The following is a 13,427-nucleotide window of genomic DNA, read 5'->3' as shown; positions in this document are numbered from 1 at the left end:
CTCCTTCACCGTTGCCGTGCGCACCGTGGGCGCCGTGCGCACCGCGCGTACCGAGCGGGGCGTGCTCGCCCACGGAAAGTCTGGAACAAGGTGCCTCCACTTCGGCGGGGACATCCGCCCAGAGCGGCCGCGCGGTGAAGACAGACGGGGAGACGACGATGTGGAGTGTGGGGCGCTGGAGGGTCATCGTTCGATCTGGATATCCAGCGGCCGAGGAGAAGGGGGCGGGGGCGGAGCGTCGGGAGCGGGCGTGGGCCTCGCGGCCGGCCGGCCAGCGTAGGGGCGAGGCGCCGGGGAGGCCGGGGGCGGCGTGGGCGCGGCAGGCGTGCTCGTCGGCGCCGCCGCGGCCTGCTTCGTGAGCGTGGCGACCAGGCGCACGGACTGATCGGAGGGGCCCTGGACGATCGAGTACGGCTCGTAGCCCTCGTGGCGCACGGTCAGCCGGCGTGGGTTGGCGCGCACGGAGCTGTTCGAGAGCGACAGCTGGAGCGGCGTGTTCCCGAGCGGCTTGCCGTCTTCCAGCACCTCGGCGCCGGACGGCATGGACTCGACCATCAGCACGAACGACCCGACGTCGGCGGGCGGCGGCGCGACCTGCGGCTTCGCCGGTTGCGCGGCGGCCAGCGCCGGCGGCGGCTCGCTCGAGCGCATCTGCGACATCGCGACCCCGATGCCCGCGACGGCGAGGACGCCCACCGCGACGAGCACGATGCCCTTGCGGCCCTGCGGCGCGGCGTCGGCCGGGCGCGAGGCGGCGCCGAGCGAGGCGTCGTCCACCTGCGAGGTCGTGCCGCCGGACGTCGACGAGGGCGACGACGAGCTGGCGGGGATCGCCGTCATCACGCGCACGGGCGGCATCGGCGTCGGCATCCTGCCGGTGCCGGTGGAGTCCATGGTCACGAGGCCCGTCGAGCCGAACGCCGGGGACAGGCCCATCGCCTGCGCGCACTCGCCGAGCCCGCGGATGAGGGCCTCCATGTTGGCCGGTCGGCCGTCCGGATCCTTCGACAGGCAGCGCAGCACGAACGCCTCGAGCGGCTCGGGCACGTCGGCCTCGGGGTTGCGCTCTTTCATCCGCGGCACGGGCTGCTGCAGGTGAGCGATCAGGATCTGGACCGAGTTCTGCGCCTCGAACGGGACCTTCCCGCAGAGCATCTGATAGAGGATCACGCCCAGCGAGTACACGTCCGTCCGCAGATCGACCTTGCCGTGCGAGATCTGCTCCGGCGACATGAAGCGCGGTGAGCCGAGGAACGAGCCCTGCTGCGTGAGCTCCTCCGAGTCGTCGGCGAGCACCTTCACGAGGCCGAAATCGAGGATCTTGACGAGCTCTCCGGTGTCCTCGCCGGGGACGAGCATGACGTTCGACGGCTTCAGATCGCGGTGCACCACGCCGTGCTTGTGCGCCTCGCGCAGCCCGCGCGCGATCTGCCGGGCGATGCCCATCGAGTCGGGCGCCGGGAGGCGGCCCGCCTTGCGCAGCCGCCGGAAGAGCGTCTCGCCCTCGAGGAACTCCATGGCCATGAAGTACCGCTCGGGCTCCATGTTCTCGACTCGGCCGTAGTCGAAGACCGTGACGATGTTCGGGTGCTGGAGCCTGGCGAGGATGCTCGCCTCGAGGAAGAAGCGCTTATGAAAGTTGGGGTCGATTTGATTCGATGAGTTCGTGGGCGTCAGGACCTTGATCGCGACCTGGCGCTCGAGCGCGATCTGCTCGCCGCGATAGATGACGCCCATGCCGCCCGTCGCGAGGAGGGAGTGGATCTTGAACTTCTGATTCAAGACCTTTCCCAGCAGCGGATCGGACTCACCGCTGGCCGAGGCACCGTCCGAAAGCTTCTCCGCCGTGCTCATGGCCTCTGTCTCTTTCCCCTTCCCATCCCGCTGGCCCCCACTGCTGGCAGTCGGGGAAAGCGTACCCCGAGCCCGTCACGCGCTGCCTAACGCTCGACTTACGTTCGACTTACGTACTGGTTCACGTGCTGGTCAACGTTCAGGTCGACGTGCCGCCAATCGTTCCGGCTTACGTTCTCGCTCACGTTCTGGCTTACGTTCTCGCTCACGTTCCGGCTTACGTTCTTGCTTACGTTCTGATGCAAATTCTGGTACCCGCCTCGCCGCGGCACCTCTCGCGCTCGTCGGGTTGGCTTTCGGACCGGCTGCGGCACGTTTGAGCTCAGCCTACCGTAAGCCGCGAGCCGATCCAACCCAGCTGCTGAAGATGACATGGGTTGGCTACCCAACCACACGCTGTGGGCGTGCCCCCCCGGCCGGGACGCTCGGTCCCTGAACGAGCTTGCTGCATGGGCGGATGTACCCGTACTCTGACCGGGTCCCCGATGCCGCCGCAGCACTTCATCCGATGCCAGGCGTGCGGGTTGCCGCACCCGTCGGACACCGAGAGGTGCCCGGTGCACGGCACGGCGCTCACGCCGAGCGTCGCCCCGCCCTCCTCGACGCGGGTACCGCCGACGAGCAGGGGCGAGTCGGGGTGGCCGGTGGACGGGCCGCTGCCGCCCGACATCGATCCCGATCAGCCGCGGCCGACGAAGGAAGCGCCGCTCGTCGGCCGCCTGCTGCACGACCGCTACCGCATCCTCGGCGTCATCGCGAAGGGCGGGATGGGGATGGTCTACGACGCGATCCACATCGGCCTGCGGCGCCGGGTCGCGATCAAGACGCTCCGCGGCCAGTACGCTCAGAGCAAGACGGCCATCGCGCGCTTCCACAACGAGGCCGCCGTCGCCGGCCGCTTCGGCCACCCGAACATCGTCGAGGTCTACGATCTGGGCGTGCTCGACGACGGCACGCCCTACCTCGTGATGGAGCGGCTCGAGGGCGAGACCATCACCGAGCGGCTCGCGCGCGAGCGCCCCATGCCCATTCCCGTCGTGCTGGACGTGGCCGTCCAGGTGCTCAGCGCGCTCGTCGTCACGCACACCGAGGGCATCCTCCACCGCGATCTCAAGCCGGACAACATCTGTCTCGTCGGCGGCGGCCGCGGCCCGCTCACCGTGAAGGTGCTCGATTTCGGCGTCGCCGAGGCGTTCAACACGGGGGCGGCGGCGCCGTCGATCCTCGTCTCGATGGCCGCCGCGGGGAGCCACGCGATCGCCGGCACGCCCGCGTTCATGGCGCCGGAGCAGGCGCAAGGCGTCCGCGATCTCGACGCGCGCGCGGACCTCTACTCGGTGGGCATGCTGCTCTACGTGATGCTCACCGGGCAGCTGCCGTTCAAGGCGCCGACGGCCGCCGCCCTGCTCGCGGAGATCCAGCGGGTGAAGCCGATCCGCCCGCGCATGCTGCGGCCCGAGGTGCCCCACTCGCTCGACGTCGCGACGATGCGCGCGCTCGCGCTCGACCGCGAGGAGCGCTTCCCGAGCGCGGCCTCGATGATGGACGCGCTCGAGCAGGTGCAGATCGAGGCGGCGATCGGCGGCAACGCGCCGGCCGAGCCGGAGGCGGAGCCGGTCGATCCGGACTCGGAGAAGGTGGAATACTTCTACCGGAAGAGCGTGCTCCCGCCGCCGATGGAAGAATGAACGGCGTGAGCGGCACATGCGGCACATTGAAGATGCGCGCCGTCGTCATCCGCGAGCCGGGCGGGCCGGAGGTCCTCGAGGTGCGGGAGGTCGATGCGCCCGACGTGCCCGACGGGCACGTGCGCGTCGCCGTCCGCTTCGCCGGGGTGAACCGCGCCGATCTGCTCCAGCGGCTGGGCCTTTACCCGGCGCCGCCAGGCGCGCCGCAGGACGTGCCGGGGCTCGAGTACTCCGGCGTGGTCGAGGCCACGGGGAAGGGCGCGCGCCGCTTCGCGCCGGGCGATCGCGTCTTCGGCCTCCTCGCGGGCGGCGCCTACGCCGAGCGGGTCGTCGCGCACGAGCGCGAGGTCGCGCCGGTGCCGGAAGGGCTCACGGACGAGGAGGCGGCCGCGGTCCCCGAGGCGTTCGTGACCGCCTACGACGCGCTCGTGACGCGCGCCCGGCTCGCGCCCGGCGAGCGCGCGCTCGTTCACGCGGTCGGCAGCGGCGTGGGCACGGCCGGCCTCCAGATCGCCCGCGCGCTCGGGTGCTTCGTCGTCGGGACGTCGCGCACGCAGGACAAGCTGGATCGCTGCCGCGAGCTCGGGCTGCACGCCGGGATCGCGGCGTCGGGCGCGAGGTTCGCGGACGAGGTGCTGAAGGCGACCGGAGGCGCGGGGGTCGACGTGGTCCTCGAGCTCGTCGGAGGCGCGTACGTCGGCGAGGATCTCAAGGCGTGCGCGTCCAAGGCCCGCATCGCGCTCGTCGGGCTGACGGCCGGCGCGTCCACGGAGCTCGACCTGCGCGAGCTCCTCCGGAAGCGCGTCGAGCTCATCGGCACCGTGCTCCGCTCGCGCCCGCTCGAGGAGAAGATCGCGGCGGCGCAGGTGCTCGAGCGGAACATCTCCCCGTGGCTCGCGAGCCGCGCCGTGCGGCCGGTCGTGGACCGGGTCTTTCCGATCGGCGATGCCGCCGCGGCACATATTTACGTCGCCAGCAACGCGTCGTTCGGGAAGGTGCTGCTCCAGCTCGGCGGGTGAGCGAGCGCCGCGGTCACGCGCCGCGGCCGGTGAGGCGAGCGAGCGCACCGGCCTCCGCGTCGTGCGCCTCGGCCTCCTCGGACGGCGTCCACGACATGTCGACCTCGAGGCGGTACGAGCCCTCGAACGCGTGCGGCGGCGAGCCGCCCCACTCCTCGGGCGAGAGCATCGAGAGGTAAGGGACGCCGTCGCCGCGCCGGTAGAGGTGGTAGACGTGGCCGGGCCGCTTTTTGAAGGTGCACGCCGCCCGGTGGAGCTCGCCGTCGCGCTGCGCCGCCTCGAGGACCCGCCGCGCCTCCTCCTGGAGCGACCGGATCTGCCGCGCGATCTGCGCGAGCTTGCCGCCGGTGACCGCGCCGAGCAGCGCGTCCGCCTGCTGGATCTCCCGCGCCACGTCGACGAGCTCGTGCGGCGGGGAGAGCCGGCTCAGGGGATACGGCGAGGTGCGGGAGGGCCCCTCGTGGCGGCCGCCGCCGTGCTTCGTGTAGCCGTCGTCGCTCATGCGGTCCACGTCGTCATGGATCGTCCACGGCCCGGCGTCACGGGTCCGGGCACCCGTCTTCATCCGCGACGCCGTCCTCGTCTTCCTTCTGCGTCGGGCAGCGGTCCTCCTCGTCGACGACGCCGTCTTCGTCGTTGTCCCCTTCGGGGCACCCGTCGTCGTCCTGGAAGCCGTCGCGGTCCTCCGGGAGCTCGCGGCACTGATCGACATCGTCCGGCACGCCGTCCTTGTCGGCGTCGTGCACGCGCGGGGTCCAAGCCACGGAGAGGACGGTGCGCAGCGGCGCGGTGCCGACGCCGCCGGCCAGCGCCGTCTCGACGCCGGCCAGGAACGAGACGTCGCCCAGCGCGTAGCGCGCGGCGAGGCCGAGCTCCAGCGCGGCGGCCTCCTGGCTCGCGAACGGCGCGATCGGCGAGAGCGGGAGGTGCCCGTGCGCCTCCAGGAAGAACGTTGCGCGCCCTTCCGGGTCGATGCCCAGGATCTGGGGTCGGAACGACAGGCCGAGGCCGAAGGGGAGCTCGTGGCCGAACACCGTGGGGCACGGATCGCCGCCCGCGGCGGAGACCGGGGTCGCCTCGCACCCGAAGCGGGCCTCGCCGGCGCGGAGCTTGACCCCCGCCGCGAGGTGCGCGCCGAACGCGATCAGGCGGTACTCGGCGAGGAGCCTGAGCTCGTTCGTGACGCCCCCCTCGCCCACGAACGACGCCTCGTCCCCCGTGGGCAGCGTGAAGCGCTCGTGCAGCGCGAGCGCGAAGCCGCCGAGATCGCCGCCGATGGGCTGCACGAGGGTGAACTTGCCGACGAGGCCGAGATCGCCGAGCGCCTGCGCCGGGAGCCACGTGTCGCCGAGCACCCGCGTGGCGTCGGACGTGGGCTCGTCGCCGCTCTGGTGGAGGACCACGGGCAGCGTGAGCCCCACGAGCAGGCGCCGCGCGACGCCCACGCCGGCCGCGAAATCGGCGCTCACCTGGTGACGGATGACGTCGAAGCGGACCTTCCCCGAGGCGGGATCGCGGAGCACGAGGGGACGGTAGGCGTACGAGGCCCAGAGGCTCGCGCTCCACTCGCCCGTGTCCGGGGTCGCGGCGGGCTCGAGGTAGACGCCGGCCCCGGGGTCGATCGAGGCGCGGAACCCGCGGAGATCGGCCGACGGCTGCGCGGCTGCGAGCGGGGCCACAGACGCGGCGAGCAGCGAGGACAGGGCGATGGCGCTCGGTCGCATGGCCGGTGGAGACTAGACCAGCGCACGGGAAGCGCACGGGAAAGTGGGCCCGTCGTCCGCCCGCCCCGCGCTCCGCGCCGGCCGCGCTCCGCGCTCGCGGCGGCGCGGCGGTCGACGCGGAGCACCGGGCGAAACACGGGGCGCGGCGCGCGGGCGACCCCCGAAACATCGCGTTCCGCCGCGGGTTGTGCGATAGCGGGGGCATGGACTCCATCCGGATCCGGGGCGGTAAGCCGCTCTCCGGCAAGATCCGCATCAGCGGCGCGAAGAACGCCGCGCTGCCGATCCTCTGCGCGACGCTGCTCTCCGATGGGGAGAGCCTGCTCCGCAACGTGCCCGCGCTGCGCGACATCGACACGACCTCGGCGCTGCTCCGGTTCCTCGGGCGCAACGTCGAGACCGCGCCGCCGCTCGTGAAGGTCGGCGCCGGCGACAACGTGCGGCCCGAGGCCCCCTACGAGCTCGTCAAGCAGATGCGCGCGAGCGTCATGGTCCTCGGCCCGCTGCTCGCGCGCTTCGGCCGCGCCAAGGTGTCGCTCCCCGGCGGCTGCCAGATCGGGACGCGCCCGGTGGATCAGCACCTCAAGGGCCTCGAGGCGCTCGGCGCGACGATCCGGCTGTCCCGCGGCTACATCGTCGCGGAGTGCAAGCGGCTCCGCGGCGCCGAGGTCGTGTTCGATCTGCCGACGGTGACCGGCACCGAGAACCTGATGATGGCCGCGGCGCTCGCGAAGGGGCGGACCACGCTGGTGAACTGCGCGCGCGAGCCCGAGGTCGAGGAGCTCGGCCGGGTGCTCAACAAGATGGGCGCGCGCGTGAGCGGCGCCGGCACGGACGTCATCCACATCGAGGGCGCGGACGAGCTGGAGCCGTTCGACCACGCGATCATCTCCGATCGGATCGAGGCCGGCACGTACATGGTCGCGGCGGCCGCGGCCGGCGGCGACGTGCTGATCGAGAACGCGCCGCTCGAGGACCTCGAGGCGGTCGCGGCGAAGCTCCGCCAGGCGGGCGTCGAGGTGGGCCGCGAGGGCGATTGCGTGCGCGTCCGCCGCGAGGGGCGGCCGCTGCGCGCCGTCGACGTGACGACGGCGCCGCACCCGGGCTTCCCGACCGACATGCAGGCGCAGTTCATGGTCCTGATGTGCCTCGCGCAGGGCACGTCGCGCATCGTCGAGACCATCTTCGAGAACCGCTTCATGCACGTCCCCGAGCTCTCGCGGATGGGGGCGCACATCGACGTGGACGGCCACACGGCGCACGTGCACGGCGGCGCGCCGCTGTCGGGCGCGACCGTGATGGCCACCGATCTGCGCGCGAGCGCGTCGCTCGTCATCGCCGGGCTCGTGGCGACCGAGGGCGAGACCGAGGTGCTGCGCGTCTACCACCTGGATCGCGGCTACGAGTTCATGGAGCGCAAGCTCGCGCAGCTCGGCGCCGACACGGCGCGCGTCGAGGGGCGGGCCGGATGACGAGGCCCCTCACCATCGCCGTCCCCAAGGGGCGGATCCTGAAGGACCTCATCCCGCTCGTGCGGCGCGCGGGCCTCGACAGCGCGCCCCTCGAGGCGAGCGATCGCCGCCTGGTCCGGCCGACGGCGGACGGCGCGATCCGGTACGTGTTCCTGAAGCCGGACGACGTCCCGACCTACGTCGAGTACGGCGCCGCCGATCTCGGGGTCTCCGGCCGTGACACGCTCCTCGAGCGCCGCCACGATCTCTACACGCCGCTCGATCTCGGCATCGGCCGCTGCCGCCTCGTCGTGGCCGGGCCCGAGCAGACGGAGGTGCCCGATCTGCCGCGCGTCGCCACGAAGTACCCGCGGATCGCCGGGGATCACTTCGCGAGCAAGGGCGTGGTGGCGGAGATCATCCCCGTCCACGGCTCGGTGGAGCTCGCGCCGCTCGTCGGGCTCTCTCACCTCATCGTCGATATCGTCGAGACGGGCTCGACGCTGCGCGAGAACCGCCTCGAGGTGCTCGAGACGGTCACGGAGGTGAGCACCCTGCTCGTCGCGAACCGCGCGTCCTACAAGCTGCGGAGCGACGCCATCCGCCCGCTGGTCGAGCGCCTGCGGGCCGCGACGGCCGGCGCGGGGCGGTGATCGCCGCGGGGGCGCTCGTCGCCGCTCGCTGATCGAGGACAGCCGCCGTCCGGAGACCCAGAGAGAGGAGGCCCAGCTGCTACCGCACCTCGCCGCGCTCCCGGCCGACATCGACACCTGGGTGGGAGGAGGGACCAGCGTCGTCGCGGGCGTGCACCGCGACGCGCCCGCGGCCCTTCGCTTCGACGCGCTCGCGCAGGCCGAGGTCGGGCTGCGGCTCGCGAGCGGCTCGCTGTACTTCCGGCTCGATCTCGACGTGCAGGCGACCACGGCGCCGCTCGGCCTGCCGGCGTTCGGGCTGCCGGCGTTCGTCTACCCGACGTGGTCCTTGGCGACGCCGGGGATCAAGATCGGCCCGCCCGAGTGGGCGATGCTCCAGATTGGCCGCGAGGATCACCACCTCCGGCTGGGCATCGTCACGCACCCGATTGGCATCGAGGACTGGGACGGCTGGATCAACACCTTCCCGACGACCTCGACCATGATCAGCACCGTCCCGGGCCGGATGCTCGGCGTCGAGCCCGGGCTCGTCCTCGGCGAGGGATACGAGATCAACCTCTTCGGCGGCTTCGATCTCGACGTCGACGCGCCGACGTTCGGCGCCGGTCTCACCACGATGCAGCCGCTCTGGTCGACCTGGTCGGGTATCGCGCTGTATCCGTCGATCGATTTCTACTCGGCGGTCGTCGCCCTGGAGCTCTACCCGGCCGAGGCGCTGACCGTGTCGCTCGACGGCAGCGTCGGGCTGGTCGGCGCGGCGGACGAGGCGGGAGCGATCGAGCTGAAGCCCTGGGTGGGAGGCGAGATCATCGCCAATGTCCTCCCGAAGATGGCAATCCATCCGAGCTTTCGAATCCAGGCTCTCCACGAGCCCGGGAGCGCCCTCTCTGCCTTTCTGTTCGCGCCTCAGCCGAGCGTCTCCGCGAGCGCCGGGCTCACCTACACGCCGTTCGATGAGCTCAAGATCAGCCTCGAAGGCAAGGTCTCCCAGGTCGAGGACGACGTCCTGTCCGGCCTGTTCGCCCTCGTGGCGCTCCGCCGGCCTGAGCCGCCGCCCTACGCCGCCAAGTGAAGCGAGCGAAGCGGCGCTGTGGCGCCGTGATCCGCCCGCGCCAGGGCGCAGCGCCGCCGCCTGAGAGCGCCGCGGCCTGAGAGCGACGGAGGCCGGCGACGTCAGGCACCACCAAGGCAGACGACGTCGAGCGCCGCGCCGCCGCACTTTTCCATGGATGGGTGAGTCGGCGCGAAACACTCGAAACGTGACGTGCCGGAACGTAACGAAACGTAACGCATGACTTCACACGCGCCCGCGCGCGGGCGCGTCCACTCCACCGACGTCCGTCGCCCCTGTTTTTCGAGTCTCGCGCTGGCGCGGCCTTGTGATAGGGTGGCGGCCCCTCTCATGAAAATCCACGAGTATCAAGGCAAGCAGCTCTTCGCTCGCTACGGAGTGCCGGTACCGAAAGGGGAGCCCGCTTTCCAGGCGAGCGAGGTGGCGCCGATCGCCGATCGGCTGATCGCCCAGACAGGTAACCCGGTCGTCGTCGTGAAGGCGCAGATCCACGCGGGCGGCCGCGGCAAGGGCGGCGGCGTCAAGGTCGCGAAGGGCGGCAGCGCGGAGGCGACGGCCCTCGCCGAGAAGATCCTCGGCATGCAGCTCGTCACCAAGCAAACGGGCCCCGAGGGGCAGAAGGTCCGGCGGCTCTACATCGAGCAGGGCCTCGACATCGCGCGCGAGCTCTACTTCGCGATGCTCGTCGATCGCGAGCGCCGCCGCGTCGCGGTGATCGCCTCGACCGAGGGCGGCATGGACATCGAGGAGGTGGCCCACAGCACGCCGGAGAAGATCTACAAGCTCTTCATCGATCCGGTGCTCGGCCTCGCCCCGTACCAGGGGCGGCAGCTCGCGCTCGCGCTCGGGCTCACCGCGAAGGAGACGCAGCGCCAGTTCCTGAAGCTCGTGGCCTCGCTCTACGCCTGCTTCACCGCGGAGGACTGCTCTCTGCTCGAGATCAACCCGCTCGTCGTGACCGGCGCCGGCGACGTCTTCGCGCTCGACGCGAAGGTGAGCTTCGACGACAACGCCGAGTTCCGGCACCCCGAGTGGAACGCGATGCGTGACGTCGACGAGGAGGACCCGGTCGAGCTCCAGGCGAAGCGGGCCGGGCTGTCCTACGTGTCGCTCGACGGCGACATCGGCTGCCTCGTGAACGGCGCCGGGCTCGCGATGGCGACGATGGATATCATCCTCCATTACGGCGGAAAGCCGGCGAACTTCCTGGACGTGGGCGGCGGCGCCTCGCAGGAGCAGGTGAAGACCGCGTTCCAGATCATCCTCCGGAGCGAGCGGGTCCGCGGCATCTTCGTGAACATCTTCGGCGGCATCATGCGCTGCGACGTCGTCGCGGCCGGTGTCATCGCCGCGGCGAAGGAGCTCGGGCTCAAGGTGCCTCTCGTGGTGCGCCTCGAGGGGACGAACGTCGAGGCCGGCCGCAAGCTGCTCGACGAGAGCGGGCTGACCATCCAGTCGGCGAGCTCCATGGGCGACGGCGCGCAGAAGATCGTCGCCGCCACGCGCGGCGGCAAGGCCGGCGCCTAGGGCGCCCGCGGGCATCGGGCCTCGAACCCAGTTGAGCAGCGAGCCAGCGGCGGTGGCCGAGCTCCTGTCCACGTTGAAGGTAGAGTAATCAAGCGATGAGCATCCTCGTCAACAAGGACACGCGGGTCGTCTTCCAGGGCATCACGGGCGCCTACGGGTCGCAGCACGCCCGCGCCTGCATCGAGTACGGGACGAAGGTCGTCGCCGGCGTGACGCCGGGCCGGGGCGGCCAGCGATTCGAAGACAAGGTGCCGATCTTCGACACGGTCGAGCAGGCCGTGCGCAACGAGGGCGCCGAGGTCTCGTGCATCTTCGTGCCGCCGGTCGGCGCGGCGGACGCGATCACCGAGGCCGTCGATGCGGGCTGCAAGCTCGTCATCTGCATCACGGACGGCGTGCCGGTGCTCGACATGATCCGCGTCCGTCGCTTCCTCGAGGGGAAGCCGGCGCGGCTCATCGGGCCGAACTGTCCCGGCGTGATCACCCCGGGAGAGTGCAAGATCGGGATCATGCCGGGCCATATCCACAAGAAGGGCCACATCGGCGTCCTCTCCCGCTCGGGCACGCTGACCTACGAGGCGGTCGGCCAGCTGAGCGCCCTCGGCATCGGCCAGTCGAGCTGCGTGGGCATCGGCGGCGATCCGGTCGGCGGCATGGACTTCATCGACGTGCTCGAGCTCTTCAACCAGGATCCCGACACCCACGGTGTGGTGCTGATCGGCGAGATCGGCGGGACGGCCGAGCAGCGCGCGGCGGCGTGGATCAAGAAGAACATGAAGAAGCCGGTGGCGGCGTTCATCGCCGGCCGCGCGGCGCCTCCGGGCAAGCGCATGGGCCACGCTGGCGCGATCATCGCGGGCGGCGAGGGCACGGCGGCCGAGAAGATCGCGGCGCTCGAGGCGGCGGGGGCCAAGGTGGCCGCGACGCCGGCCGAGATGGGCGTCGCGATGCAGGCGGCGCTGGCGGCGGCGCGCTGATCTGATTGCCCGGCCCGGGGCGAGGGTGCTCGTCGGGTGGGGTGGGGGCCCCGCCGAACTCGCCCGAGACATCTCTCCTCCAGCTTCGCCGGAGGAGAGATGTCTCGGGCTCAGACATCGGCCCATCCCCCACCCCACCCGACGAGCACCCTCGCCCCGGGCCTACCGATATCCTTTTTTAGCCCACCTCGGATATCGGCAATCCCCAGGGACTATCGCTGTCGTTGTTGACGCACGTCGGGTATCGACTCATCCCCCGACAAGCAGATTAGGTACAGGGTGACGGAGGTCGCGTGAGCGATGCGCTCCTCAACCGCTTCTCGACGCAAGCAGCGGTTTTCCTACGCCGCTTCGATCACGCGTCGAGCGATATCGTCCGCCGCTCGGCCGCGCTCTTCATCGCAGCCTCGATGACGCGGATCACGTCGCGCGCCTCCTCGGCGCGCACCGGCGGCGGGGCGCCGTCGAGGATCGCCGCCGCGATGGCCTCGTAATAGGCCTCGTAGGCGCCGGGCAGGCTCTCGATCGTGCGGCGCTCGCCGCTTGCCGTGACGAGCGTGCCGAACCAGCGCGGGTCCTCCCGCCCCCACTCCGGCACGCCCGGGCGCGTGCCTGCCTTGAGGGCGTCCTCCTGGCCGTCGATGCCGTACTTGAGAAAGCTCCCGCCGTCGCCGTGGACCGCGAAGCGCGGCCCCGGCTCGGGCACCAGCGTCGAGGAGCGCACGATCACCCGGCGCCTGCCGTAGTCGAGCGTCAGGTGGAAATAGTCCACCGTGCGCGCCCCGGACCGCTGCGCCTGGAGGTCGGCCGTGACCGCGCGCGGCAGGCCGAAGAGCACGAGCGCCTGGTCGATCAGGTGCGCGCCGAGGTCGTACAGGATCCCCGAGCCAGGCGCCTCCTGCTCTCGCCAGCCCTGCTTGATGGCGGGGCGGAACCGGTCGAAGTGCGCCTCGTACGAGGCCACCTCGCCGAGCAGGCCCTGCTCGATGCAGCTGCGCACGGTGCGGAAGTCCGCGTCCCAGCGGCGGTTCTGGAAGACCGAGAGGAGCCGGCCACGGCGCGCAGCCAGCGCAATGAGCTCGTCCGCCTCGGCGCTCGTGATCGTGAACGGCTTGTCGACGACCACGTGCTTGCCCGCCTCCAGCGCGGCGCGCGCGAGCGGGAAGTGGGTCTCGTTGGGCGAAGCGATGACCACGAGGTCGATCCCCGGCTCGGCGATCAACACCTCGGGCGTCGGATGCACGGCGACGCCCGAGTGGTCGGCCATGACCTGGCCCTCCCGGCGGGTCGCGATGGCGGCGAGGCGCAGCCGAGGGATGGACCGTATCAGCGGGGCGTGAAAAACGGCGCCAGCAAGACCATAGCCGACGAGGCCGACAAAGATGCGTTGGGACATGGCAGGACGGGCTCGTCCGGGACGCTAGCCCGAAGAAGCGCTCGGGGGAAGCCCGGCCGCGAAAAC

11 protein-coding genes are annotated in these 13,427 nt (G+C 71.4%); 7 read left to right on the top strand and 4 right to left on the bottom strand.

The features are described 5' to 3' along the window. Positions 1–183: 183 nt before the first annotated feature. On the bottom strand, positions 184–1,854 hold the full coding sequence (locus WMF14_RS48805; RefSeq protein WP_437797833.1) for a serine/threonine-protein kinase: 1,671 nt from the start codon (positions 1,852–1,854) through the stop codon (positions 184–186). Between the two features lie 449 nt (positions 1,855–2,303). Between WMF14_RS48805 and WMF14_RS48800 the strand changes: the two genes are divergently transcribed. Then, complete coding sequence (locus WMF14_RS48800) at positions 2,304–3,542, top strand: serine/threonine-protein kinase (protein ID WP_437797831.1); 1,239 nt, start codon at positions 2,304–2,306, stop codon at positions 3,540–3,542. Positions 3,543–3,574: 32 nt separating this feature from the next. After that, a complete protein-coding gene (locus tag WMF14_RS48795) occupies positions 3,575–4,561 on the top strand; it encodes an NAD(P)H-quinone oxidoreductase (protein ID WP_272097944.1) in 987 nt (328 codons plus the stop codon). A gap of 13 nt (positions 4,562–4,574) precedes the next feature. Here WMF14_RS48795 and WMF14_RS48790 read toward each other — a convergent pair whose 3' ends face one another. Further along, entirely contained in the window at positions 4,575–5,126 is a 552-nt protein-coding gene (locus WMF14_RS48790; protein WP_437797829.1) for a DUF2452 domain-containing protein, read from the bottom strand. Beyond that, a complete protein-coding gene (locus WMF14_RS48785; RefSeq protein WP_437797827.1) occupies positions 5,101–6,285 on the bottom strand; it encodes a hypothetical protein in 1,185 nt (394 codons plus the stop codon). The genes WMF14_RS48790 and WMF14_RS48785 overlap by 26 nt, the downstream gene beginning before the upstream one ends. A 203-nt stretch (positions 6,286–6,488) precedes the next feature. Here WMF14_RS48785 and murA point away from each other — a divergent pair, with 203 nt between their 5' ends. From murA to sucD, 5 genes are all read left to right on the top strand, one after another. Beyond that, complete coding sequence (gene murA / locus WMF14_RS48780; protein ID WP_272096867.1) at positions 6,489–7,757, top strand: UDP-N-acetylglucosamine 1-carboxyvinyltransferase; 1,269 nt, start codon at positions 6,489–6,491, stop codon at positions 7,755–7,757. Beyond that, positions 7,754–8,389, top strand: coding sequence for an ATP phosphoribosyltransferase (hisG, locus tag WMF14_RS48775; protein ID WP_272096866.1), 636 nt, complete (start codon positions 7,754–7,756; stop codon positions 8,387–8,389). Before murA ends, hisG begins: the two co-directional genes overlap by 4 nt. A 121-nt stretch (positions 8,390–8,510) precedes the next feature. Next, positions 8,511–9,461: a hypothetical protein gene (locus tag WMF14_RS48770; RefSeq protein ID WP_437326703.1), complete on the top strand. Its 951-nt coding sequence runs from the start codon at positions 8,511–8,513 to the stop codon at positions 9,459–9,461. 330 nt (positions 9,462–9,791) lie between these two features. Further along, on the top strand, positions 9,792–10,988 hold the full coding sequence (gene sucC / locus WMF14_RS48765; protein ID WP_437797824.1) for an ADP-forming succinate--CoA ligase subunit beta: 1,197 nt from the start codon (positions 9,792–9,794) through the stop codon (positions 10,986–10,988). Positions 10,989–11,083: 95 nt separating this feature from the next. Continuing rightward, on the top strand, positions 11,084–11,965 hold the full coding sequence (gene sucD / locus WMF14_RS48760; RefSeq protein WP_272096863.1) for a succinate--CoA ligase subunit alpha: 882 nt from the start codon (positions 11,084–11,086) through the stop codon (positions 11,963–11,965). Between the two features lie 355 nt (positions 11,966–12,320). On the opposite strand, the gene WMF14_RS48755 is transcribed toward sucD, so the two are convergent. Next, positions 12,321–13,361: an oxidoreductase gene (locus WMF14_RS48755; RefSeq protein WP_437797822.1), complete on the bottom strand. Its 1,041-nt coding sequence runs from the start codon at positions 13,359–13,361 to the stop codon at positions 12,321–12,323. Positions 13,362–13,427 lie beyond the last annotated feature (66 nt).

This window comes from Sorangium sp. So ce693 (genome assembly GCF_051521375.1).
GTDB classification, from domain to species: domain Bacteria; phylum Myxococcota_A; class Polyangia; order Polyangiales; family Polyangiaceae; genus Sorangium; species Sorangium atrum.
The sequence above is the reverse complement of the archived record's forward strand: the minus strand, read 5'-3'. Positions and strand labels throughout refer to the sequence as shown.

Excerpts from the sequence above, each read along its gene's own strand:
- WMF14_RS48785 (WP_437797827.1), bottom strand. The coding sequence starts at position 6,285 with ATGCGACCGAGCGCCATCGCCCTGTCCTCGCTGCTCGCCGCGTCTGTG.
- WMF14_RS48795 (WP_272097944.1), top strand. The coding sequence starts at position 3,575 with ATGCGCGCCGTCGTCATCCGCGAGCCGGGCGGGCCGGAGGTCCTCGAG.
- WMF14_RS48790 (WP_437797829.1), bottom strand. The coding sequence starts at position 5,126 with ATGAAGACGGGTGCCCGGACCCGTGACGCCGGGCCGTGGACGATCCAT.
- WMF14_RS48800 (WP_437797831.1), top strand. The coding sequence starts at position 2,304 with ATGGGCGGATGTACCCGTACTCTGACCGGGTCCCCGATGCCGCCGCAG.
- WMF14_RS48805 (WP_437797833.1), bottom strand. The coding sequence starts at position 1,854 with ATGAGCACGGCGGAGAAGCTTTCGGACGGTGCCTCGGCCAGCGGTGAG.
- sucC (WP_437797824.1), top strand. The coding sequence starts at position 9,792 with ATGAAAATCCACGAGTATCAAGGCAAGCAGCTCTTCGCTCGCTACGGA.
- sucD (WP_272096863.1), top strand. The coding sequence starts at position 11,084 with ATGAGCATCCTCGTCAACAAGGACACGCGGGTCGTCTTCCAGGGCATC.
- hisG (WP_272096866.1), top strand. The coding sequence starts at position 7,754 with ATGACGAGGCCCCTCACCATCGCCGTCCCCAAGGGGCGGATCCTGAAG.
- WMF14_RS48755 (WP_437797822.1), bottom strand. The coding sequence starts at position 13,361 with ATGTCCCAACGCATCTTTGTCGGCCTCGTCGGCTATGGTCTTGCTGGC.
- murA (WP_272096867.1), top strand. The coding sequence starts at position 6,489 with ATGGACTCCATCCGGATCCGGGGCGGTAAGCCGCTCTCCGGCAAGATC.